Source organism: Rhodobacter maritimus (assembly GCF_058747975.1).
Window position 1 is genome coordinate 3,349,980 of sequence record NZ_CM179095.1, and the last position, 24,048, is coordinate 3,374,027.

Consider the following 24,048-nt stretch of genomic DNA (forward strand, 5'->3'; position numbering starts at 1 on the left):
CTCCCGGTTGATGACGCATCTTCCGGAGTATCGCAAGCGTCCGCCATGCAATGAAAGACCCGTTCCAGATCATGGGTCGCCCGATACGTCTCGACACCGGCAGAGATGTGGGACCATTCGCAGCTGCTGCAGGCTGCCCGGGAAGCGCACGACGACCCTTGTCAATGAACGACTGTCCGGGGCCGCCATCCGAAAGGCGAAATGTCGCTGTTATGGGTACCCAAGCACAGCCCCTTCATCTTGCCGCAACATCTTCCTGGAGCAACCGGCAGTATTGTTGGGCGAAGCAGCTTCTCGCAGACAGCAGCCTTCAGCTCGCCGCCGCTGCCCGAACCGAATGCTGCGAGCGGAAACCAACAGCGAAGCGGTTCCAAGCATTTATGGTCGTGATGACGAGCGTAAGCTCAACCCGCTCCTGCTCGTTGAAAGCTGCGGCCAGTGCCGCATAATCCGAATCCGGCGCACCGCTTGCTTCGATACGGGTCAGAGCCTCGGCCCATCCAAGCGCCGCTCTCTCTTTCGTGTCGAATACAGGGCTTTCACGCCAAGCGCTTAGAACATCGAGTTTCTGCTGCGAGATTCCGGCAGCGAGGGCTTCCGGCGCATGCAGGTTCAAGCAAAAGGCGCAGCCATTTATCTGCGACACGCGCATCTTGATAAGTTCGCGCAGAGCCGGGGGAACCGAAATTTCTTTCGTTGCCTCATCCAGCGCCATCATTGCCTTCATGGCCGAGGGCGCTGCTTTGTAATAGTTCATCCTTGCCGACATCATCACACCTCTTTTCATCGTCTCCCCCAATATCTTCAGCCGGGCTCGTCCGCAAAAGGGGGCGGGTAGAACTATTTGCTGCTGAAGGCTGTGAAAATGGTCGATGCCGAGTAATCGCCACTCAGGACACGCGGGGTTCACGCGCCAAGGTGCGGGCCTCCGGGGCGGAGAGTCGCGCCAGCGCCACCGCCTCGCAGCCACTTTCGCGTAGTGCTTGCGTCCACAGCCGCGCCACCGAGGTCGCCGACCAGGGCAGCACCGCCTGCGCCACCCAAGCTCGCGCGGGGGCGGGCAGGCGGTCATAGGCCGCCATAGAGTTGTCCCGCGTACGGACACGTAGCCGGGTTGCGAGATTGCGCCTCACGCGGCGCTACCCCAGCGCGGAAAGGGATCTGCCAACCCGGTCCATGCTGTGGGGATGAAACGGGTTTCAGGCACGAGGCAGCGGTCAAGAATCGCCTCGATCCGGGTGCGGTCCATCTGCCCCAGAAGACCAATGAAGACCATCTCTTGCCGCCGGTCTCCGAATTCCCGCGACGCGACGCCGGCCATCCGCACGCGCGCCTCTTCGGGCCAATGCTGCTCGGGCACAGCGGCCCACCACAGACCCAAACCCCGCACCTCCATCATCGGCCCGGCCATCGAGAATTCGCCCGCCCAGTCGGGTCGCGTGGCGATCCAGAAATGCCCCTTTGCGCGGATCACCCCGGGCAGCGGGGTTTCGAAGAACTCGGCCAACCGGGTTGGGTCAAAGGGGCGCTCGGCGCGATAGACAAAGGAAGTAATGCCGTATTCCGTATCCTCGGGGATGTGATCGGCAAAGCCGTAAAGCTCCTGCACCCAGGTCGGATGGCGATGCGCCGCCTCAAAGCTAAATAGGCCCGTCCCGAGAATTTCGGCGGGTGCCACATTGCCGTGATCTGTCTCAATGATCCTCGCATCGGCGTTGAGCGCGCGGACGATCGCGCGGGCGGTATCGCGCTCGGAGGGACTGGCCGATCCGATCTTGTTGAGCACGATCACGTCGGCGAATTCGATCTGCTCGGTCAAAAGGTGCACCAGGCTGCGTTCGTCCTCTGGACCCAGTTCCACGTCGCGATCGGCCAAGAAGTCCTGCGCCGAGAAATCCCGCGTGAGGTTCGCAGCATCGACCACCGTTACCATCGTGTCGAGTCTGGCGACATCGTCAAGCGCCTGTCCTGCTTCGTCGCGGAATTCGAACGTGGCGGCGACAGGCAGGGGCTCAGATACTCCTGTCGATTCGATCAACAGGTAGTCGAAGCGACCTTCCTCGGCCAAACGACGCACCTCGGTCAGAAGGTCGTCGCGCAGCGTGCAGCAGATGCAGCCATTGGTCATCTCGACCAGCTTTTCCTGGCCCCGAGTCAGGCTGCCATCCGCACGGATCAGATCGGCGTCGATGTTCACCTCGGACATATCATTGACAATCACCGCGACGCGCAGGCCATCGCGATTGGCGAGGATATGGTTGAGAAGCGTGGTCTTTCCGGCGCCAAGAAATCCGGAAAGCACGGTTACGGGAAGACGGTCTGACACGATTGCCTCCTGTTATACAATAACATTTGTTATAAGATAACATCTACTCAAAACAAGGTCTATCTTCTTGTCCAGCACAAATCCGATGCGATAGATCGGGGCATGATCCGTCTGCATGCTCTTTTCCCTGCGGCCTTGCTGACCGTTCTTGCTGCGCTTGCCCCACCGCCGGTGCAGGCTCATCCGCATAATTTCGTCGATGTGATGCGTACACCGCCAGTCAACGATCAGCTGCGGCTTGTCGAACTGTGCGCGCCGGACCTATGAAGACATGTTCATGCTTATGGTGGTCGAGGCAGGCAAACACGACAGCGACAGCGAGATGGTCGAACTCAAGCTGGAGCGCTTCCAACGCTGGACTACGGTGGTGATCTGGAAATCGCGCTGGATGGCGAAACCGCAACATTTAACGTCCCGAACGACTGGACGGCGAAATGGCAGGGCGGTCGGGCAGTCTCGATCCACACCCGGCGACTGGTTGCACCGTTCGACGTGACTGGAAAGACGTTGAAACTCCGGCCCTAAGGCCCGGCTTTCTACTTCGATTATCCGATCGTCGCGTTGCTTGCCTATTCCGGCCGCGACGATTGCGAGGACTGCGTCTTCAAGCCCGACGCGGCACCCATTCCGCAGGAACTGGCCAAAGCCACCGCCTCGCTTGGTGCCGATACGCCCCCTGCATGGCCGAGCTTCCCGCTATGGGAAGGCTCTATTCCGATGTCGAGTGGATCCCTTACCGCAGCCGAGCGCCTTGGCCCTGACCGTGGCGCTGAGATGCTCGCAACATTGCGCGGCAAACTGGCCGATGCTCAGCGCTCCTTCCAGTCGGTGCTGGCGGTTGCGGGGTTGGTGCCGCACTTGCGAAGCGCTGCAGCCGATCCGGCAGCCGAACGCGCCGGCTGCCGGAAGATCCTCAGTTTGCGCCCGCGTCGGACGCGTTGCGCATCAGGAAGTCGGTGACAAGCGCCATCTCGGTCTCGTCCAGCCCGGCGCGCGGGAACATCGAGGGCGTGATCCCCTTCCACTGAAGCTGCGTGAAACCGCCCGGATCGCGCGGACCGTGGCACACCGTGCAGCGTTCGTAGAAGATCTTCTCACCCGGCTCCATGTTGGCATAAAGCGCGGCCACCAGATCGTAGATCCGGTCAAGACCCAGCTTGTCGTCGTCGATCGCGGCGATCTCGACATCCTCCAGGATCGGCGGCTTGTCATAGGCCATGTTCGGGCCTTCCGGGTCTTCGCATTTGCGCATGCTGACAAGGCAGGTATTGGCCGTCGTCGCCTGGCTCAGCCCCGAGGCGCGCTGCGTCGAGGTGATGAAGTTCACCAGACCCGAGTTGCAGCGCCCCTTGCTGTCAAGCTGCGGCCAGCCGCCCTCGTAGATCGAGACCACGCCGGGCATGATGTCATCGCTGACCACCGCCCCGGCAATCACCGTGCCGCGCTCGTTGTAAAGCTCGACCAGATCGCCATCGGCGATCCCGCGGGCCTCGGCGTCCTGCGTGCTGATCCGCACCGGCTCGCGGCCCTGGACCATGTAGAGATCGCGCAGCCGCTCCGAGTTCCCCATCTGGCTGTGCAGGCGGAACCACGGGTGCGGGCTGACGACGTGAAGCTGCCCTTCGCTGGCATTGCCCAGATATTCATGCGGCTCCTGCCACATCGGCATGCCGGGCATGTCGTCGATCCCGAGCTTGGCGATGCCTTCGCAATACATCTCGATCTTGCCCGACTCGGTATGCAGGTGGTTCGCTTCCGGGTCGGCATAGAAATCGCCGTGGCGCACCCATTGGCGGGCTTCCTGCGGGGGTTTCTGCCAAGCGTAGCCCTTTTCCCAGAACTCCTCAAAGGGGGTGTCCTCCGCGGCCGAGGTCCGGCCATAGGCGAATTTCAGGATGTCCATGTATTCGGGGAACTGTTCCCATTCGTAATACTGGCCCGCCACCCCGAGAAGATCGGCCAGGCCGCCGAAGATCTCGAAGTCGTCGCGGCTTTCGGCCACCGGCTCGATCACCTTCTTCATCGCGTAGATGCGGTCGTTCGAGTAGGTGCCGCCGACCGAGATGTCATCGCGCTCCAGCGAGGATGTCGCGGGCAGCACAATATCGGCCCAGCGCGTGGCCGCCGTCCACCAGACATCCTGGCTGACGATGGTCTCGACCCTTTGCAGCGCGCGGATCAGCCGGTTCGTATCCTGCTGGTGCGACATGAAGTTGTTGCCGGCGTTGTAGATCATCTTGACGTCGGGATAGACGCCCTTGTTGCCGTTGTAGGAAAACTCCATGCCCGGGTTTTCCAGCATCTCGGTGATGCGCGAGGCCGGGCAGATGCCCTTGACCAGGTTCTTGCCCTGGCTGAGGCCCGCCGGCGTCGCCTTGCCCGATTGCGGCATGCCGCCATTGCCATAGTGCCAGCTGAAGCCGACCCCTTCGCCGGGCTTGCCGATCTTGCCGGTCAGCGCGGCGAAGTTCACGATCGCCCAATAGGGCATCTCGCCATGATGCGCGCGCTGGATCGCCCAGGAACCCGCGATCTCGGTCTTCGAGGTCGCCAGCAGTTCGGCCAGTTCGCGGATCTTTCCGGCCTCGATCCCGGTGATCGCGGCGGCCCATTCGGGCGTTTTCGGCGTGCCGTCGGTCTCGCCCTTGACATAGGCGATCCACTTGTCCGAACCCACGGTGTATTTCGCCATATAGGCATCGTCCTGAAGGCCCTGTTCAAGCACATGGAAGGCCATGGCGGTGAACAGCGCCACATCGGTATTAGGGATGATGCGGATCGATTCCGCATTCAGGAATTCGTCCGAAGCCGTCCGCTGCGGGTTGATCGAGATGAACTTGCAGCCGTTGTCCCGGATCTGTTCCCAGGGCTGATACATGCCGTGATCGGCAACCGTGTATTCCACGCGGTTGTTCTTGATCGGGTCGCATCCGACCAGCACGAAGACCTCGGTATTGTCACGGATGACTTCCCATGCGGTCTGACCCGAATAGACCTCCATGTCGCCGATGATACGGGGCATGACGATCTGACCGGCCCCGGCCGACCAGTCGCCCTGCGTGTTGGTGCAGCCGCCGATCAGGTTGAACAGGCGCCCCTGAAGCACGTTCGGGCGCATCAGGCCGGCATGGCTCCAGCCGCCATAGGACGACGAGAAGATCGCCTGGTTGCCGTGATCCGCGATGGTGTCGACGATGGCCTTGGCCGCCAGCTTCAGCGCGGTGTCCCAGTCGGTGCGGACATATTCTTCCTTGCCGCGCAGTTCCGGCCTGGTATCGCCGCTTTCCCAGCCCTCAAGATAGGATTTGCGCACCATCGGATGGTTGATGCGGGTCTTGTCATAGGTGCGGTCAAGCACCCCGTAGGTCAGCATCTCGGTCGGGCGCTGGTCAAGCTCGATCATCGGCGACAGGCCGACAAGCTTGCCGTCGCGCACAATGGCTTCGAAGGGGCCGTAATGCGTGGCGTGGAAGATGCGTCCGCCATGCGAGTTCGGGTCCACCGCGGCAAGCGCGGTGCTGCCCATCAGGCTGCCGACACCGAATGCGGCGGCACCGCCCTGCAAAAAGGCGCGGCGGGTGGGTCTTGCGAATGTCATTGTTGCCTCCATTGGCTGCGCGTCTGGCAGGACATTACGTCCGCCCCCGCCCGGCCCCGTTGACATTGCGCAATTCCCGTTGTGCCAAGATGTAAAGAAATGTAAACACCGCTTCATGCGCCATCACATCCTGATCGTCGAAGATGACCGCGTGACGCGGATGCGGCTTGCGGGTTACCTGCGCTCTTTGGGCTATCGGGTGTCGGAGACCGAGGATGCCGAGGCGATGGAGCACATGATCGCGGTCGATCCGCCCGAACTGCTGCTTGTGGACATCAACCTTGAAGGCAAGGACGGGCTGACGATCACCCGCGAACAGCGCGCAAAATCCAAGGTGGGGATCATCCTGCTGACCGCGCGATCGGATCAGGTCGACAAGATCGTCGGGCTGGAGATGGGCGCGGACGATTATGTCACCAAACCCTACGACCCGCGCGAACTGGCCGCCCGCGTCAAGAACCTGCTGGCGCGGATCTCGGATCTCGGGCAGGCCCCCGAAGGTCCGGGGCCGACCGACCGGATCGGGCCGTGGCGGCTGGACCGGATCCGGCGGCGGCTGGTATCGCCGGTCGATGCGCAGCCCCTGACCCCGCAGGAATTCCAGGTCCTTGAAGTGCTTGCGAACCATCCCGGCCTGACGCTGAGCCGCGCCCGCATCGCCGAGGCGCTCGGGCGGGCGGATCTGCGCCCGAACGACCGGATGATCGACGTGGTGATCGGGCGGCTGCGCAAGAAGATCGAGGCCAACCCGGTCAATCCCGACTGGCTCCTGACGATCCATGGCGAAGGCTACAGGCTGGTGCCCCTGGAAAAGGAGTGAAGCCCCAGCGCGCGCGCCGCACCTTCCAGATCGGACCGCGCCGCCTGCGCCAGCGCCCCCAGATCGTCGCAGGGCTGGTCCGGGGTCTTCTCGATCTCGGCCAGCCGCGCGCAGAAGCGGTGCAGCGCGAAATTCGAGGCCGCCCCCTTCAGGCGATGCGCGGCGCGCGCGCGTTCCGCCCCGCTGGCCGCCGCCAGCGCGGCCAGCCCCTCGGGAAGATCGCTCAGGAACGCCGCAAGGATCTGCTGCACCGTTTCGGCCCCCATCGTGTCGATATCGCCGCGCAGCACGGCCAGAACAGAGGCATCCGGGCGCTCTTCGGGTTCGGGCGCTTCGGGTTCGGGCGCGCGGGCGGCAAGGGCCTGCCCGGCCACCCCCTCCAGCAGGCCCACAAGGGCGCGCGGCGAAACCGGCTTGCCAAGAATAGCATCGACCCCGATCCGCTCTCGCTCATCAGGGGTGTCATCAATCAGATGGGCCGTCAACGCGGCCATTCTGGGCGGATCGGGCCGCGCACGCAGCTCACGCGCCACACGCTCCCCGTCGATATCGGGCAGACCCAGATCGATCAGCACCAGATCGAAGCGCACCTTTGCTGCCAGATCCAACCCGGTCCGCCCGTCCGGCGCGTCGGTCACCCGGCAGCCGAGCTTCTCAAGCAGACCACGCGCCACAAGAAGATTGACCGGATGATCCTCGATCACCAGCACGTCAAGGTCGAATTGGCTATTTGTCTCAACGGCGCTCTCCGTCTCGATCTGCGCAGGGTCCCCCAGCCTCAATGGAACCGTCAGTACGAACCGTGTCCCCTGCCCTTGCTCGCTCTCAAAATGCAGGCCGCCCCCGATAGCTTCGGTCAATTGCCGCGCGATCGCCAACCCCAGACCGACTCCCTCGGTGCCTGACCGCCACGCCGTATCTGCGCGCCCATAAGCCTCGAAGGCTCTGCGGGCATCCTCCGGGCTTAGCCCTATGCCGGTATCCTCGACCGCAAAGCTCAGCACAACCTCGCCCGGCTGAGCGCCTGTCGCATGGTCGACGCGCAGCCGCACCGACCCGCGCGGCGTATATTTCACCGCGTTCGAAATCAGGTTGATCAGAATTTGCCTGATCTTTACCACATCGCCCAAAAGCACCGGCGGGGCACCCTCGGCCAGATCAACCTCGGTCTCGAGCCCCTTTTCCCGCGCCAAACCTAAAGCCTGCTGGCCAAGCTGACCGACCAGACTGCGTAGATAGAAATGCATGGCACCCCGGCCGGGCCCGCTCTCCTCGGTGCTGGTGAAGGTCAGGATATCATTGGTGATTTCAAGAAGCTCCCGCGCTGAACGCGACGCTACTACGATACGTTCCTTGCCGGGCCCCGGAGGCGTTTCAAGTCCAAGCAGATCGAGCATGCCAATAATACCATTGAGCGGGGTGCGTATTTCGTGGCTCATTCGCGCGAGAAAGGCCGTCTTCTTCCGGTTAGCCTCAACGGCCTCGGCGCGGGCAGCATCGGACTCGCGCATTTCGTTAAGCACGTCACCGGTGCGCTGCAAAACAGCCTCCTCGAGATGGCCACGTAGGCGCGCAGCCTCTGCAGAGCGCCGGCGCAACACATTGAGCGCCTTTTCCATCCGACCGATCTCATCATGGCCGCTGATCGGAATTCGCGTCTCGAAATCGCCTTCTGCAACCGCCACGATTCGCTGTGACACTGCGCCAAGCCGGGTCACCAAACGCTTGCGTGCATAAACCCAGACCAGTGTCGCGACACCCAGCGCCAGCAAGACAAAGACGACCAAAGCAACCGAAAGCCAGACCAGCACCCGGTCGGCATGCGCGATCTCGGCAAGACTGCGCGCCTGCGCCTGATCACGCAGCAGCCCCGCTTCGTTCACCAGCTTCTCCACATACGCACGCAGCGACTGCGCATCACGCGCCAATTGCATCTGTGCGACACCCAGCTGTAACTGAAGGTCGAATGCCCCTCCCGCCTCGAGCGCAGCACCATACTGCGCCAACAGTTCTGCAACCTCGGTTCGCGCCGAAAGGCTCGGCAGGTAGCTCGACCGGCGCTGTGCGATCTGCAAAGCCTCGACGATCTCCTCACGGCTTCGCGACACCTGATCTTCGGTCATCGGAGCAACTTCCGCCGGGATATGCAATCGCAATGCATCAACGACACGGACAAGCTCGGCAAGCCGGTCAAAGGCAAAGAAATATCGGTCTGCAAGGCCGTCGATCCGCGGGTCCGCGGCGTCGAATGGCTGCGCATATAGTTCTGCAAGGCCCGCTGTCATCCGCAATCGCGCGAGATCAACCTGAGCGGACATCAATTCTTCGAGCCGCTCACCTACCGCCCCAATCCGTGCATAAAGTGCTTTGAGTTCGCCCTGAGTGGACGTGGTTAGCTGTGCAGTCTCGACCATCCGAGCCAGCGTCGTCTCCGGTGGCTCGGCCGTCGCCGACACTACCCGCACGGCACCAAGCTGTTCAAATCCCGCCTCGATTTCTGTCAGGAGCATCGCCACCGACCCGGCCGCACGCGCGAGATCGGCGTCGCTTTGCGCGATGGCCAGCGCATCCGTCAACGGTCCGATCAACCCGGCCTGCGCGTCCACCCGCGCAGCGAGTTCCCTAGCCGGAAGATTTCCGTCTATGATCTGATCATGGGTGCGCACGAGATACCAGTTCACGGCCATCGCGAGCCCCCCGACCATGACCGTCAGGGCAACAAGAATGGCAAAAACCAAGAGAAACTGGGTATCGAAGCGCGCCTTTCGCATGGCTCAGTGTTACGGACTGTCGATCGGCCAATCAATCGTGCTTTGGGCCGCAGTCTTGCTCATGCCAGCCAGCATCGCTGGAGCGCAAACCGAGGGGCTGACGCGGCTCTGCGTTCTGGTCCCGCATTTCAAGGACGAATACTGGCTGAGCGTTGGCTATGGGTTGGAGACCGAAGCCGCCCGGCAAGGCACCGAACTCATTTTTTTCGAGGCCGGCGGCTACAGCGCCCGGGAGAGCCAGATATCGCAGCTTTCGGAATGCCTGGCAGATGGCGTAGACGCAATTCTCATCGGCACGGTAAGCTTCGACCATCCGGACCTGCTTGAAGCTGTCGCCGGAGCGGCGGAGCAACGGCCGGTTTTCGGCCTTGTGAATGCACTCGCCTCACCCGAATTGTCCGGGCGGATCGGTGTCGACTGGCATGACATGGGATACAGCGTGGGCAGCTATCTGGCCGCGCGCCATCCGGCCGGCAGCCCCCCTGTCTCCGCAGTCCTGATTTCCGGGCCCGAAGAGGCGGGCTGGACCGGACCATTAGAAACAGGGCTGCGCAAGGCCATCGAAGCCAGCAGCCTGAAGATCAGCGCCGTGTTGGGCTCGGATACGGGCCTCCGAGAGCAATTGAGACTGGTTGAGGACGCATTGGCCGCTTGGCCAGAGAGCGATTACCTAATCGGCTCCGCACCCGCTATCGAGGCTGCAATGGGCCATTTCGCCCAACAGGATCTGGGAATGGCTCTCCATCCGCGACTAATAGCTACATATGTGAATCATACCATCAAACGAGGCTTGATCGGAAGCCAGGTGATGGCCGCGCCATTCGATGATCCCATGGAACAGGGGCGAATGGCTGTGCGGCAGGCACTCGGCGTATTGACTGGCGAAGATGTCGCCGTTTCAGACGGGCCGGTTATCCGCCTGATGGAACCCAACTCAGAGGAGCTTCAAACGCTCAAGATGTCTCCGCCCACTTACTTTCCGACGATCGAATAAGACGGGCGGGACAGCGGAAAAAGAAGCTATACTTGGCATCCCTTATATGCCCCAGGATTTGTAGACACTTAAACATGCCCTGCCGAATCCGTTGTGAAATCTACACCCGGAAATCCTCCGAAGAAGGGCGCGAACAGGACTTCAACTAGCTTGATGCCTGGCACGAAGGCAGGCTCTGTCACCGCCGAGCCTTGGGATGTGCTCGGCGCGTCCATCAGGTCGCCTGAGAGTGCCAGCCGACTCTATCGAGCATTGCGACGCCAATCTGACAGATGACGGGGCAGAATGTCATAGCGCCGCCAGATCGGTGACCCGAACTCCCGGCTGAAGGTTTTCGGCGACGATCCGCGCCTTGACCTCATCAGGCCTGCGCCGTTTGCCTCGCCGGTGGCTCGACACCCTCGCACCCCTCCATAAATCCATCGCTGCTATTCACCATCCGCAACCTTCGTCTGCTCTGACCGATCCTCTCGCAGGCGCGTCAAGAATAGCGCATAGTAATGGGTTGGAACCGCCGCTAACGATCGGCTCGATGCCGCCGACGCTTCTTCATCTCGGGCGCGCAAGCCTTCAAGACAGCTACGCACATGGGACGGTTTCCCGTACAAAAATCCAAAGTTTTGTTTGAGATCGCAGCGCCAGCTTTTCCGCGTCGCAGAAAATTCCCCCAGGCAAGTCATTTCATGACGGTCGGCAAACAGATTTTAAACCAACTGTTTCTGCTGATCGCAGCGCCTTCCAGACACGACAGAGTAACTGCTCCACGACAAAACAGTCAAAGAAGGCTGACTTGATTTCTAGCCAACGCCAATACGGCCACAACAACCTTCACTAGGCCTCTCTTGTTTCACCGCGGTAGAGCAACTTTAAAATGGGCGCACACAGATATGAGACCACCTAAAATCTAACTCAGAAGTTCGCGGGCGATGATGGTTCGCTGGATCTCCGAGGAACCCTCGTAAATTCGGAAGATCCGCAAGTCGCGCAGGTAGCGTTCCAGCGGAAAGTCGCGGGTGTAGCCGTATCCGCCGTGGATTTGCAGCGCCCGGTCCGCGATGCGCCATGCCGCCTCGCTCGCGTATAGCTTGGCAAAGGCAGAGTCCCTCGAATATCGTTCTCCCGTCCCGCGCTTGCGGGCGGCCTGCAATCCCAGGGCACGCGCCGCCGCCAGCTCGGTGGCACTGTCCGCCAGCATCCATTGCAGTCCCTGGAAGCTGGCGATCGGCTGTCCGCCGACCTCGCGCTCCCTGGCATAGGACACGGCCGCATCCAGCGCGGCGCGCGCAATGCCGGTGGCCTGCGCGGCCACTTCAATACGGCCATTGTCCAGCACCTTCATCGCGGTGCGAAACCCCGTGCCCTCGTCGCCCAACCGGTTTTCCGCAGGCACATGGCAGTCGAACGATATCGGGAACACATGACCGCCGCGCAGGCCCATGGTTTCCTCGTGCCGGCCGATCTCCACCCCGTCGGTCTTGGCCGGTTCCACGACAAAGGCGCTGACCCCGCGCGCGCCGGCGGCGTTGTCCGTCTTGGCGTAGACCACGATGAAATCCGCCTCCCCTGCATTGGAGATAAAGCATTTGGCCCCCTTCAGCCGGTAACCGTCACCATCGCGGGCGGCGGTACTGCGCATGTCCGCCGGGTTGGAACCCGCCATCGGTTCCGTAAGGGCAAAGGCCCCCAGGGTCTTCCCCGCCGCCGCAGCAGGTAAAATGCGCTGCTTCAACGTCTCATCTGCCCCCAGAAGCAGCGAATCCGTAGCAAGGAAATGCGCCGTCAGCATCGAGGCGGTAGAGCCGCAGGCCCCCGCGATCGCCTCCACCGCGCAATAAAGCGCGGTCCCGGACAGACCGATACCGCCATAAGCCTCGGGCAGGTTCATCCCCATGATGCCCATCTCGGCCAGCGCCGGACGGTGCAGGGTTGCGAATTGGGATCTTGCGTCGATTGCGGCGGCGGCAGGGGCCAGAACCTCGCTGGAAAACCGCTCAATCTGGTTGATGACGGCCTGTTCTTCACTGTTCAGATCAACGCTCATCGGGGTTCTCCCTGTTTGTGCCGCAGCTGTTGCAGAATGTCCTGGGTGTGGGCGCCCAAGGCGGGCGCTGGCTGGCGCCCGCCCCGTGGGGCACCGCTGAAATGCACTGGCTGCTCCGGCACCGTGACCGTGCCAAGGGCGGGATGCTCGACTGCCGAGGTCAGGCCGCGCGCCTGCGCCTGCGGCGAGCCCCAGGCCTCTGACACCGAACACAGGGCCGCGGCCGGAATGCCGGCCTCGGACAAAACCGCCACCGCGTCTTGAGCGGTGCGGGCAGCGGCCCAGCATTCGATATGCTGCGCCAGCGCCGGTTCGTTCTGCCGCCGCAAGGCATCGCTGGCAAAACGCGGATCGTCCGCCAGGCCCGGCGCGCCGATGGCCGCTGAGAAACGCGCAAACAGCCGGTCATTCAGCACCGCAACGGTGAAACCGCCATCGCTGGCCGAATAGGCGCCGAAAGGGGCCGACAGCGCATGCTTGTTGCCCGTCCGTCTTGGCGCCTCGCCCGCCATCAACGCCCGGCAGGCCGCCACCGGCATCATCGACACCAACGAGTCATAAAGCGCCAGATCGACATGCCGCCCCCTGCCGCTGCGGCTGCGGTCGAACAGCGCCACCATCGCCCCGAAAGCCGCGAACATGCCACCTGCCACATCGGCAAAAGCTTCTCCGACCATCATGGGTGGGCCATCCTCGGCGCCGGTCATATCCATCAGCCCGCTCATCGCCTGGATGATGATGTCATAGGCCGGCTGCATCCGGTTCGGACCCGTCTGGCCGAACCCGGACACGGACACATAGACCAGCCGGGGACAGGCTGCGCACAGCATCTCTGCCCCCAGCCCGAACCGCGCCATCACGCCGGGGCGGAAGTTTTCGACCAGCACATCGCACTCTGCCGCCAACGCCCGGGCCGCCGCCGCGCCTTCCTTGGATTTCAGATCCAGAACGATCGATTTCTTGCCGCGGTTCACCGATTGAAACAGCAGGCTCTCGCCGTCCCTGAACGGACCGATATGGCGGTAATCATCGCCCGCGGGGGGTTCGACCTTGATCACCTCCGCGCCCAGATCGGCCATCAGCGCCGTGCAGTAGGGCCCGGCCAGAACGCGGGAGAAATCCAGCACTCGAACACCTTCGAGCGGCCTGCGGCCAACTGCCTTGTCAGTTTCGAACATGCATCCACCCTCATTTGCTTGCTGGAGGATAGCGTCCACTAAGGTATACTCGGAAATAAGAGATACATATAAAGGGTATTCCAACTTGAATATACCGCTGAACTTCCGCCAGGTCGAAATCCTGCTGGCGGTCGCGGACACCGGCAGCACCGCTGCGGCAAGCCGCGTGCTGAATACCTCGCAGCCGTCGGTTTCGCTGGCCATTGCCCGTTGCGAAGAGGTGTTCGGACAGAAACTTTTCCTCCGCATCCCCGGGCGCGGGATGGAGCTGACCCCTTTTGGTCAGCACAAGCTTGCCCAACTGCGCGAATTGGAGACACAGGCGCGTCGGGTGCTGAGCGGCGGAGACAACACGCCGGAGTTCCTGAAACTGGGGGTGTTTTCTACCCTCGGCGCGCGCTATGCGCCGCAGTTGGTCCGCCGCTTTCTGGCCACCCGCCCCGACGCCGAAGTCCGCATCCTTGAAGGCGATCTGCAAACGCTGTTCGACTGGCTCAGCGAGGGCCGGATCGACCTGGCACTGCTCTATGATTTCGGCATTCCGTCCGATTTCGTCATCATACCCCTGATCGCGGCCGAGCCCTATGCCCTGCTACCGCAGGGCCACAGGCTCGCCGGGCAGAGCAGCCTGCGCGCCGAAGACCTGGCGCAGGAGCCGGTAATCCTGGTGAACCTGCCGCACAGCCGTGGCTATTTCCTGTCGCTGTTGCAAAATGCCAGTGTCCCGGTGCGCGTGGCCCACGAAACCGGCTCGATTGAAATGCTGCGATCAATGGTGGCCAATGGGTTCGGTGTCGGCCTGTTGGCAACCGACCTGCCAGATGGCCCCTGCTACGATGGCAGTCCGATCGTCCGTGTGCCCCTTGCCGGCCACCCGCCGCGGCATCAGATCGCGCTCGCCCATCGCGGGGCGGCACTCAAACGGCCAATCACCCAGGCTTTTACGGCCTTTGCCAAAACCTATTTCAGCCCGGCCCCTTGAACGCCGGAGCCTCCGAGGCAAATCAACGGCCCGGTGAATTGCACCTCCCGTTTTGAATCCAGTATGTTAGGACGTTCTAGAGATGGACGCCCATCATGATAGCGGTGCTGCGATGCGGCTGCGAGAAGACAATCAGGTACTGGGCGGATCCCATTCGAAAGGCCATCGAGACCGATCGGCACACCGCGCTCAACATCGCCTCTGGCCATGCTAATCCGCGCCACAAACCCCACCAGACGCGCCACGTTCGCCCAGTCATCACAGCGTCGTTCCGGAAAAACCCAAAAATCAGCGATTTTAGATAACACTTCGGCTAAGTCGTTTCGAAGAAGTGAATAAGACAATTCATGTTAGAGCGCGCTCACTGAGCACCATGTAACAATTATGAGCCTTTCAAGCCGTTCCTGAATCGGATCTGAGCCTACAATGTTGCCTTCTACTCCGAAATGTAGCCTGACGATATCTATCAGGTTACACTTAGAGCGCCATGTAGACGCGTGTTTCGGCGTCTTGGGAAAACCGCTCGATATCCTACCACCACCACCTCTTCCGGCAGCGCAAACGCGCTGAACCCGAAGGGCTCGACCGCCCGGAGTCGTGGCGCCAGAACGCATCCCCATCAAGCGAGCTCGTTTCTTCTAAGACTTCGACTTCCCTATGCGCGACCACGTAGTCCCACCCGACCCGCGCAAGCGCGCACGGTATCACGATGTCACAGCTTCAACGCACAGGAGATACTGTGAAGAACACGCCTTACGGAGGCAGCCCCGGCACCCGTTTCATTGCCAAGTGCGTTCGCGATCTGAAACACAAGAAATCCTACAAGGAGATCACCCATGAAGCCGGCTTCGTGAACGCGAACATACCGGGCCTTCTGAAATCCGGCGCGAACAAGATCCCGCTTGAACGTGTGCCCGCGTCGGCGAAAGCCCTGAAAGCAGGTTCCGCCCTGCTGATGCATCTTGTGCTCGAAGAGTCTGTCGGCGTCACAGCGGCGACTGCGATCCTCAAGGTGTTCGGCACGGCCGTCAGCGAGAACGAGAAGGCTGGATCGAGTTCATTCGCGTCATCTCAGGCGAGCGCGAGCAGAAGATCACCCCTGAGCGCGTGAGAGCGCAGTGTCAACTGCTCGACGGAACCTCAGGACGTTCGCCTCTCTGTCTACAAGTGTCGGCCGCGGAGCAGTTACCGGACTGCAGGCAAGATATCGTCGAATCGACATGTGCGCGAGATGAGCGCACTTCGAGATTATGTAGCTCAAGCTAAGCCCAACAAGTCCGATACGCTTGTTTGGTCCGCTTTTATGGTCCGTAAAAGTGTTCTGGACACGAAAAACTGGTAACTTTAAATCATTGATATTTCGGGATAATTTTAATGGTCGGAGCGAGAGGATTCGAACCTCCGACCCCCTGCTCCCGAAGCAGGTGCGCTACCAGGCTGCGCTACGCTCCGACCGTGTGGGCGGGGGTTACCGATTCCCCGCGGCATTTGCAAGGGGTTTTGACCGCGCGCCCTCGCGGCTCAGCACGCGTTGCAGGACCGAAGCGCGGGGCGCGGTGGTGCCGGTTTCGCCACGGCCGCGCGTATGCAGCACGGGGCGGTTCTCGGACACGTTCCGGCGGCCCTCTCGGAAGACGATATAGAGGCCCGATGCAATGATGATCGCGGCGCCCGTCACGGTGGCAAGATCGACGGTCTCTCCGAACAGGAACCAGCCATAGCCCGTCGCCCAGAGGATCTGCGAATATTGCATCGGCGCGACGATCACCGCCTCGGCCGAGCGATAGGCAAGGATCGTCAGGAACGAGGCGGTCAGGCCGAACAGCGCAATCACCCCCATCAGGCCGAAATCGGTGATCTGCATCGGCACATAGACGAAGGGCAGGATCGCCCCCATCGTCAGGAAATTCGCCATCATCGGATAAAGCAGCAGCACGACAGAGCGTTCCTCGGAGCCGATCTTGCGCACCACGACCGAGGCGGTCGCGCTGCTGACCGCGGCCGTCAACGCCGCCAGGTGGCCGGGGCCCAGATCGGCCTCGGTCGGACGCAGGACCACGATCACACCCAGAAGACCCACGACCACCGCGGCCCAGCGATGGATGCCCACCCGCTCGCCCAGGACGGGGATGGCCAGAACCGTGATCAGAAGCGGCGTGGCAAAGAGGATGCTGTAGGTCTGCGCCAGCGGCAGTTCCGAAAACGCATAGAAGGCCGAGGCGCCGGTGACCACGGCGCAGCAGGTGCGCAACAAAACCCACCAGGGGTGGATCGGGCGCAGATGCGCCTCGCGCCGGTCGTTCAGCAGGATCAGCGTCATGATCGGAAAACTGAGCAGCGCCGCGAAGAACAGGATCTGGAAGGCCGTGAAGGTCCCGCCCAGGGTTTTGACGACAACGTCATGCGTGGCAAAGATCGCCATTGCCAGAAGGCCCAGAAGCGCCCCCCTGATATTGCTGCCGCCCATCGTGCCGCCCTTGCCCCCTGTTTGCGCTAACCCGGCCAACATCGCAGATTTCGCACAGGGCCTCAACGGCCCCGGCACGGGCATGTTCACGACAGGAAGGATGCAGAGAGAAAGAGCAGACCCCGCGGCGCGTCGTCGGGAAGAGAATGCGCCGCGCCGCATGGCCCGCGATGACGACATGAAGGCCCTTGCCGGTCCTGGGCCAGAGGCCGGCGACGAAAAGATGCCGGGCAGGGCCGAACTTCATGGCGTCGGCAAAGCCCGGCCCGGCCTCACGACACAGACCCGCCCTGCCGTCGTGATGCGGGCAAGGGCGCGGCCGGCCCACGGGGAGGCCGGCCTTTCGCAAAGGCTCAGAGGCTTGCGTTCAGGGCCGCGACGATCTTGTCGCCCATCTCGGAGGTGGAAACGGCAGTGCCGCCCTCGGGGCCCATCAGGTCGGCGGTGCGCACGCCGTCGGCCAGCACCTTCTCGACCGCCTGTTCCAGACGGTCGGCCTCGGCGCCCAGATCGAAGCTGTAGCGCAGCGCCATGGCGAAGCTGAGGATGCAGGCGATCGGGTTGGCCTTGCCCTGCCCCGCGATATCGGGCGCGGAACCGTGCACCGGCTCATAAAGCGCCTTGGGGCGGCCGTTCTCCATCGGCGCGCCGAGCGAGGCCGAAGGCAGCATGCCAAGGCTGCCGGTCAGCATGGCGGCGCAATCGGACAGGATGTCGCCGAACAGGTTGTCGGTCACGATCACGTCGAACTGCTTGGGCCAGCGCACAAGCTGCATGGCGCCGTTATCGGCATACATGTGGCTCAGCTCCACATCGGGGTATTCCTCGTCATGGACCTTCTGGACGACCTCGCGCCACAGAATGCCCGATTCCATGACATTGGCCTTCTCCATCGAGCAGACCTTGTTGCCCCGGCGGCGGGCAAGCTCGAAGGCCGAGCGGGCGGCGCGGGCGATCTCGCTTTCGGTATAGCGCTGCGTGTTGATGCCCACGCGTTCGTTGCCTTCGTTGAAGATGCCGCGCGGCTCTCCGAAATAGACGCCCGAGGTCAGTTCGCGCACGATCATGATATCGAGCCCCGCGACGACCTCCTTCTTGAGCGAACTGAAATCGGCCAGCGCGTCGAAGCATTGCGCCGGGCGCAGGTTGGCGAAAAGGTCCATCTCCTTGCGCAGGCGCAGAAGGCCGCGTTCGGGTTTGACCGAGAAATCGAGGTTGTCGTATTTCGGGCCGCCCACGGCCCCCAGAAGCACCGCATCGGCCGCCTGCGCGCGGGCCATGGTTTCGTCGGTCAGCGGCGTGCCATGCGCGTCATAGGCGCTGCCCCCCACCAGATCCTCGCTGACGTCGAACGCGATGTCGCGCTTTTCACCGAACCAGCCGATGATCTTTTTCACCTCGGCCATGACTTCGGGGCCAATGCCGTCGCCGGCAAGGATGAGGATGGAAGGATTAGCCATGAACGCCTCCGGAAAAATGGGTCGAAAGCGGCGTATCCAATGGCGGACGCGGGGTCAAGCGCCACGGCCGGGCGGGGCGCTCGGCAGGGATTGGCCGACGGTTGGGCAAAGTTTCGCCCGGGCGCCGAATGGCGGGTCGCGCAGGGCGCGCCAAGCGGTCATCCTGCATCCGCAAGTTGTAGCGGCGAAAAAGGGGCAGGATGGGACACCGGGTTCTGATACTGGGCATGGGCGGCACGTTCGGCACGGCCGCGGGCCGGGCTTTCCGCGCGGCGGGATGGGATGTGGCGCGCTATCACCGCGGCACCGACATGGCGGTGGCCGCGCGGGGCGTGCAATGGATCGTGAACGCGATGAGCCCGCCGGACTACCACGCCTGGGACAGGTTCCTGCCCGAAATCACGACCCAGGTTCTGGCCGCCGCGCATGCCAGCGGCGCGCGCATCATGCTGCCCGGCAATGTCTATGTGTTCGGGCGCCAGCCCGGCCTCTGGGGCGCCGCCACCCCGCATGAGCCCTGTTCGCGCAAGGGACGCCTGCGCGCCGAGATGGAGGCCCGCTATCGCGCCGCCACCGAAGCGGGCACGAAGGTCCTGATCCTGCGGGCGGGCGATTTCGTGCAGGCCGACGCGCCCGCGACCATCCTCAACCGGGTGATGCTGAAATCGGTGGCCAAGGGCCGGGTCACCGCCATGGGCAAGCCCGACGTGCCGCGCGCCTATGCCGATCTGGCGGATCTGACCCGCGCCGCGGTGGCGCTTGCGGAAACCGGCGATGCGCTGCCCGATTTCCTTGACCTCGGCTTTCCCGGCACGACCTTCTCGACGCAGGAGCTTGCCGATGAGATCGGCCGCCAGCTTACGCGCGAGATCCGCGTGGACGTCTTTGCGTGGTGGGCGCTGCGTCTTGCCGCGCCGGTATGGGAGCTGGGGCGCGAACTGCTTGAGATGCGCTATCTTTACGACACGCCGCATTCGATCGACGGGGCGGATTTCCGGACGCTTTTCCCCGACTTCACGCTCAAGACAACCGAGCGGATCGTCTACGAGCATCTGTTCATGAAGGGGCTCAGGGTAGGGTGATGTCCACCCAGACTGGCCAGTGGCGCGTGGCCGGGTCCGCATTACCCAGCGGGTCGGGGCGCAGAACCCCGGCCGCCACGACCGTCACCCCCGCCGAGGGCAGGACGTAATCAACCCGCCGCGCGCCCTCCAGGCCAATCTCGGACCAGTCGACCGTGGGGCCGCTATCCACATCCTGCACGCGCGGGTGGGATAGCAACGCTCGCAGGGCGGCATGGCGCCCCTCGCCCCGGTCGGGATCAAGGTTCGCATCGCCCAGGATGACGAACGGCGCCGGGGCGGGGGCCGCGGGCAGCTCTGCCTCCAGATAGCGCAGCCAGAAGGCGGTTTCGTCATGGTTGCGCCGGCCGTTGCGATCCTCTGGCCCGTCGAAGACCGGGGGCGTTGCGTGATAGGCCCAAAGATGCAGCACGCCCCCGTCGGGCAACGTCAGGGGCACGTCCCAATGGCCGGTGGAGGACAGCCGCTGGACGCCCGCCGCGGCCCCGGACAGCCCCGCCCCCGCAATCAGCGCGCCCGGAAGATCGGCCCAGAGCAGATCCGAAAAATCGCGCACGCCCGCCCGATCCACCGGCAGGCGGGACAAAAGCGCCATGCCCCCCTCGCCCAGAAAGCGGCCATAGCCCTGCGCGTCGCGCGGATCGCCCAGGCGGCCGTCCCCGTCCAGATCCTGCCCGCTTGCCAGCCCGCTATTGGGGCGCAGCGCGAACAGATGCGGATACTCCTGCCCGCGGGCCGAAAGCCGCGCGGCAAGGGCACGCAACGCCAGAAGATCGTGATCCCAGTCGAACCCGGTCAGCAGGAGCACATCGGGGCCGAGTGCCGCAAGCGTATCGGCCACGACTTCGACCTGCGGGTCCTTCCCGCTCTGGATGGCGCGGAAAAGAAGGCCGGGGCCTTTGCGCGAAAGCTCGGCGTTATAGGTGGCAATGCGCAGCCGCTCAGCCAATACCGGTCCGGCCGCGCAAAGCGCCAGTGCGGCAAGGATCAGGCGGTTGCGTATTCCTCGGCCCGGCTTGCGGCGCGCTTCTCCTCGATCATCGAGGCCACGCGGCCCATCGCAATGCCGCGCATGAAAAGGCTTGCGGGAAGAAATGCCCATGCCGCCACCGTCCAGATCATCGTCTGCGGGGATTCCAGCGTGACCGGCGTGAAACCTGCCGACACGGTCTTGACCACCGCGGGGATAAGGAAGGGCAAAAGGAAGCCCAGTGCCACGTTGAACCACGCATCGCGGCGCAAGCGATCGACGACATCACCCCCTGCGGTCGGGTCGAACGTCGGCAGATTGACCCAGACATTGAAGCCGCTATTGGCATTGGGCCAGCCGATCGTGCGCAGGATCAGCACGAAATAGCCCAGCGTGATCAGCGAAATCAGGTAGCTGATCCCACCCGCAGTGCGGACCATTTCCAGATGTGCGGGATGTGCGTCCTTGGGCAGCATCAGCACCAGTAGCCGCACCGGGCTGTAGGGAAAGTCGATCGAGCGGGACACCGCCGCGCCCAACACCTGGATGAAGCGGGTCAGCGTGGTCGGGTGATAGGCCGACAGAACAACCACGGACAGCAGCAGCACCGTGATAAACAGCGAAACGTAGCGCACGCGATTGAACGGAGGGGCATCGCGGAATTCAACTATGCCGGGATAGACGGATACATATTCGAAGAAGGTCAGGCCCGCTGCGAACAAGGCGACAAGCGCCACGATCTGCTTCGTATCCGAGGTCACAACCGGAAGGATCAAGGATGGCGCCACGATCAGGAACACCATCAATACAGCGCGCACGAGCGCCCCTGTGAGTCGCGAAACCACTGCTCTATCCCTCTGCCTCGGTCGGGGTTGATACGATGCCAACCCCTTGTTCCGTATCGTCTCCGCCGTTTGCGGCGGTCTGCCTTGTTATGAAGATAATTCTGCGCATTCCGAGCCCCCAGGCAATCCGGCTTCTAGGTTAACGGGGGCATTGGGGCAATTTCGTGGTCGAACTGGTGCGGCTTTGCATCAATTTCAGCGCAACAAAAAGGCCGCCCATAGCGGGCGGCCCATATGTTGTGTCAGGGCAAAGAAACAGCCATAGGCGCCCTCAGACCCAGGGGCGGCTCTGCGCGGCTTTCGCCTCGAACGTGTCGATCGCGGCAGCCTTCTCGAGCGTCAGGCCGATATCGTCCAGACCGTTCAGCAGACAATGCTTCTTGAACGCATCGACCTCGAAGCCGAAGGACTGGCCGTCCGAACTGGTGACGGTCTGCGATTCCAGATCGACCGTCATACGCGCGTTGGACCCTTTGCGCGCATCGTCCATGAGCACCTCGACCGCCTCTTGCGGCAGGACGATCGGCAGGATGCCGTTCTTGAAGCAGTTGTTGAAGAAGATGTCGGCAAAGCTGGTCGAGATCACGCAGCGAATCCCGAAATCCAGAAGCGCCCAGGGCGCATGTTCGCGCGACGAACCGCAGCCGAAATTATCCCCGGCGACAAGGATCTCGGCGTTGCGGTATTGCGGCTGGTTCAGCACGAAATCCGCAATCTCGTTGCCGTCGCGGTCATAGCGCATCTCGTCGAACAGGTTCTTGCCCAGCCCCGAGCGCTCGATCGTCTTCAGGAACTGCTTGGGGATGATCATGTCGGTGTCGATATTGACCAGCGGCATGGGCGCCGCGACGCCGGTAACAGTGGTGAATTTGTCCATGATCGTCTCCTCAGACCGTCTCGGCCATGAATTCGCGCACGTCGGTCAGGTGGCCGGTCACGGCCGCCGCCGCCGCCATTGCGGGGCTCATCAGGTGGGTGCGGCCCTTGTAGCCCTGCCGCCCCTCGAAGTTGCGGTTCGAGGTCGAGGCGCAGCGCTCTTCCGGGGCAAGCTGGTCGGGGTTCATCGCCAGGCACATCGAGCAACCGGCCAGGCGCCATTCGAATCCGGCATCCTTGAAGATCTGGTCCAGACCCTCTTCCTCGGCCTGTGCGCGCACAAGCCCCGAACCGGGCACCACCATGCCGCGCACGCCCGGCGCGATCTTGTGACCTTTGAGGATGGCCGCGGCGGCGCGCAGATCCTCGATCCGCCCGTTGGTGCACGATCCGATGAACACCGCGTCAATCTTGATGTCGGTCAGCTTCATGCCCGGAGCCAGCCCCATATAGTCGATCGAGCGGCGCGCGGCCTCGACCTTGCCGCCGGTGAAATCTTCGGGCGCCGGAACCGTGGCCGAAATCGGCAGCACGTCCTCGGGGCTGGTGCCCCAGGTCACCACGGGCTGGATCTCTTCGCCCTTCAGGGTGACGACCTTGTCGAAATGCGCGCCTTCGTCGGTGTAAAGCGTCTTCCACCAGTTCAGCGCGGCCTCGAACTGTGCGCCTTTGGGGGCGTGCGGGCGGCCCTTGACATAGTCGAAGGTCTTCTCGTCCGGTGCGATGAGGCCCGCGCGAGCGCCGCCCTCAATCGCCATGTTGCACACGGTCATGCGGCCTTCCATCGACAGGTCGCGGATCGCCTCGCCGCAATATTCGATGACATAGCCGGTGCCGCCGGCTGTGCCGGTCGCGCCGATCACCGCAAGGGTGATGTCCTTGGCGGTGACGCCCGGATGCAGCTTGCCGGTGATTTCCACCTTCATGTTCTTGGATTTCTTCTGGATCAGCGTCTGGGTGGCCAGGACGTGCTCCACCTCGGAGGTGCCGATGCCGTGGGCAAGCGCCCCGAAGGCGCCATGCGTGGCGGTGTGGCTGTCGCCGCAGACCACCGTCATGCCCGGCAGCGTCCAGCCCTGTTCGGGGCCGACGATATGCACGATGCCCTGACGGATATCGGAAACCGGGTAATAGTTGATCCCGAAATCCCTGGCGTTCTTGTCCAGCGCATCGACCTGGATGCGGCTTTCCTCGTTGTCGATGCCTTTTTCGCGGTCCAGCGTGGTGGGCACGTTGTGGTCCGGCACGGCAATGGTCTTTTCGGGGGCGCGCACGTTGCGGCCCGTCATCCGCAGCCCTTCGAAGGCTTGCGGGCTGGTCACCTCGTGAACCAGGTGGCGGTCGATATAGAGCAGGCAGGTGCCGTCATCGGAGGTATCGACGACATGGGCGTCCCAGATCTTGTCATAGAGGGTTTTCGGAGCGGACATGGCTCTCACTTTCGCAGGATGGCTTTGAAACATTCGTGACGTGGCGGCTGACAACGCGGCAGCGCTGCCCCGGCGTCAAAGTCGCGCGAGGATGGACCGGCTCTCACCGTAAAAGCGCCAGGGAAGACGGGCGCGGTCGTCCATATCGAAATAGCGGATCATGGGCGGTAAATAAGCGACGAAACCGAGTCTGGCAATCGAAACCGTC

Annotated in this window: 20 protein-coding genes and 1 tRNA gene; 7 read left to right on the forward strand and 14 right to left on the reverse strand. The window is 62.8% G+C overall.

The annotated features are described in order from the left end of the window. Positions 1-310 precede the first annotated feature (310 nt). From AC4PTO_RS16675 to AC4PTO_RS16685, 3 genes are all read right to left on the reverse strand, one after another. Complete coding sequence (locus AC4PTO_RS16675; RefSeq protein ID WP_492730410.1) at positions 311-787, reverse strand: carboxymuconolactone decarboxylase family protein; 477 nt, start codon at positions 785-787, stop codon at positions 311-313. A 103-nt stretch (positions 788-890) separates the two neighbouring features. Further along, positions 891-1,133, reverse strand: a complete 243-nt coding sequence (locus tag AC4PTO_RS16680) for a DUF6525 family protein (protein ID WP_492730411.1) — start codon at positions 1,131-1,133, stop codon at positions 891-893. Continuing rightward, positions 1,130-2,329, reverse strand: coding sequence for a GTP-binding protein (locus AC4PTO_RS16685; RefSeq protein WP_492733669.1), 1,200 nt, complete (start codon positions 2,327-2,329; stop codon positions 1,130-1,132). The genes AC4PTO_RS16680 and AC4PTO_RS16685 overlap by 4 nt, the downstream gene beginning before the upstream one ends. 99 nt (positions 2,330-2,428) lie before the next feature. On the opposite strand from AC4PTO_RS16685, the gene AC4PTO_RS16690 reads away from it, so the two are divergent. Both AC4PTO_RS16690 and AC4PTO_RS16695 read left to right on the forward strand, forming a co-directional pair. Further along, positions 2,429-2,593, forward strand: a complete 165-nt coding sequence (locus AC4PTO_RS16690) for a hypothetical protein (protein ID WP_492730413.1) — start codon at positions 2,429-2,431, stop codon at positions 2,591-2,593. Between the two features lie 10 nt (positions 2,594-2,603). Beyond that, a complete protein-coding gene (locus AC4PTO_RS16695; RefSeq protein ID WP_492730414.1) occupies positions 2,604-2,822 on the forward strand; it encodes a hypothetical protein in 219 nt (72 codons plus the stop codon). A 417-nt stretch (positions 2,823-3,239) separates the two neighbouring features. Here the strand turns inward: AC4PTO_RS16695 and AC4PTO_RS16700 are convergent, their stop codons facing one another. Beyond that, positions 3,240-5,924, reverse strand: a complete 2,685-nt coding sequence (locus AC4PTO_RS16700) for a molybdopterin-dependent oxidoreductase (protein WP_492730415.1) — start codon at positions 5,922-5,924, stop codon at positions 3,240-3,242. 115 nt (positions 5,925-6,039) lie between these two features. Between AC4PTO_RS16700 and AC4PTO_RS16705 the strand changes: the two genes are divergently transcribed. After that, on the forward strand, positions 6,040-6,744 hold the full coding sequence (locus AC4PTO_RS16705; RefSeq protein ID WP_492730417.1) for a response regulator: 705 nt from the start codon (positions 6,040-6,042) through the stop codon (positions 6,742-6,744). On the opposite strand, the gene AC4PTO_RS16710 is transcribed toward AC4PTO_RS16705, so the two are convergent. Then, positions 6,714-9,515: an ATP-binding protein gene (locus AC4PTO_RS16710; RefSeq protein WP_492730419.1), complete on the reverse strand. Its 2,802-nt coding sequence runs from the start codon at positions 9,513-9,515 to the stop codon at positions 6,714-6,716. The two genes, AC4PTO_RS16705 and AC4PTO_RS16710, sit on opposite strands and share 31 nt — an antisense overlap. On the opposite strand from AC4PTO_RS16710, the gene torT reads away from it, so the two are divergent. Further along, positions 9,469-10,509 carry a TMAO reductase system periplasmic protein TorT gene (gene torT / locus AC4PTO_RS16715; RefSeq protein ID WP_492730421.1) on the forward strand — a complete coding sequence of 347 codons (1,041 nt, stop codon included), beginning with the start codon at positions 9,469-9,471 and terminating at the stop codon, positions 10,507-10,509. The genes AC4PTO_RS16710 and torT overlap by 47 nt on opposite strands. Before the next feature lie 904 nt (positions 10,510-11,413). On the opposite strand, the gene AC4PTO_RS16720 is transcribed toward torT, so the two are convergent. Continuing rightward, positions 11,414-12,550, reverse strand: coding sequence for an acyl-CoA dehydrogenase family protein (locus AC4PTO_RS16720; protein WP_492730422.1), 1,137 nt, complete (start codon positions 12,548-12,550; stop codon positions 11,414-11,416). After that, entirely contained in the window at positions 12,547-13,728 is a 1,182-nt protein-coding gene (locus AC4PTO_RS16725) for a CaiB/BaiF CoA transferase family protein (protein WP_492730424.1), read from the reverse strand. Before AC4PTO_RS16725 ends, AC4PTO_RS16720 begins: the two co-directional genes overlap by 4 nt. Positions 13,729-13,813: 85 nt before the next feature. On the opposite strand from AC4PTO_RS16725, the gene AC4PTO_RS16730 reads away from it, so the two are divergent. Continuing rightward, positions 13,814-14,710, forward strand: a complete 897-nt coding sequence (locus tag AC4PTO_RS16730; RefSeq protein ID WP_492730427.1) for a LysR family transcriptional regulator — start codon at positions 13,814-13,816, stop codon at positions 14,708-14,710. A 739-nt stretch (positions 14,711-15,449) separates the two neighbouring features. After that, the gene (locus AC4PTO_RS16735) at positions 15,450-15,821 is read left to right on the forward strand and encodes an XRE family transcriptional regulator (protein ID WP_492730430.1); all 372 of its coding nucleotides are present in this window, start codon (positions 15,450-15,452) and stop codon (positions 15,819-15,821) included. A 264-nt stretch (positions 15,822-16,085) separates the two neighbouring features. On the opposite strand, the gene AC4PTO_RS16740 is transcribed toward AC4PTO_RS16735, so the two are convergent. From AC4PTO_RS16740 to leuB, 3 genes are all read right to left on the reverse strand, one after another. After that, positions 16,086-16,162 (reverse strand) — tRNA-Pro (locus tag AC4PTO_RS16740). 16 nt (positions 16,163-16,178) lie between these two features. Further along, entirely contained in the window at positions 16,179-17,177 is a 999-nt protein-coding gene (locus tag AC4PTO_RS16745) for a DMT family transporter (protein WP_492730434.1), read from the reverse strand. Between the two features lie 353 nt (positions 17,178-17,530). Next, entirely contained in the window at positions 17,531-18,637 is a 1,107-nt protein-coding gene (leuB, locus tag AC4PTO_RS16750; protein ID WP_492730436.1) for a 3-isopropylmalate dehydrogenase, read from the reverse strand. 200 nt (positions 18,638-18,837) lie between these two features. Between leuB and AC4PTO_RS16755 the strand changes: the two genes are divergently transcribed. After that, positions 18,838-19,719: a Rossmann-fold NAD(P)-binding domain-containing protein gene (locus tag AC4PTO_RS16755; protein ID WP_492730438.1), complete on the forward strand. Its 882-nt coding sequence runs from the start codon at positions 18,838-18,840 to the stop codon at positions 19,717-19,719. On the opposite strand, the gene AC4PTO_RS16760 is transcribed toward AC4PTO_RS16755, so the two are convergent. The 4 genes from AC4PTO_RS16760 to leuC form a co-directional block, all read right to left on the reverse strand. Then, entirely contained in the window at positions 19,706-20,668 is a 963-nt protein-coding gene (locus tag AC4PTO_RS16760) for an endonuclease/exonuclease/phosphatase family protein (RefSeq protein ID WP_492730439.1), read from the reverse strand. The genes AC4PTO_RS16755 and AC4PTO_RS16760 overlap by 14 nt on opposite strands. Before the next feature lie 38 nt (positions 20,669-20,706). Then, positions 20,707-21,534 (reverse strand): hypothetical protein, encoded by an 828-nt coding sequence (locus AC4PTO_RS16765; RefSeq protein ID WP_492730441.1) that lies wholly within the window; start codon positions 21,532-21,534, stop codon positions 20,707-20,709. A gap of 271 nt (positions 21,535-21,805) precedes the next feature. Next, complete coding sequence (leuD, locus tag AC4PTO_RS16770) at positions 21,806-22,411, reverse strand: 3-isopropylmalate dehydratase small subunit (protein ID WP_492730443.1); 606 nt, start codon at positions 22,409-22,411, stop codon at positions 21,806-21,808. Between the two features lie 10 nt (positions 22,412-22,421). Beyond that, entirely contained in the window at positions 22,422-23,840 is a 1,419-nt protein-coding gene (gene leuC, locus AC4PTO_RS16775) for a 3-isopropylmalate dehydratase large subunit (RefSeq protein ID WP_492730445.1), read from the reverse strand. Positions 23,841-24,048 lie beyond the last annotated feature (208 nt).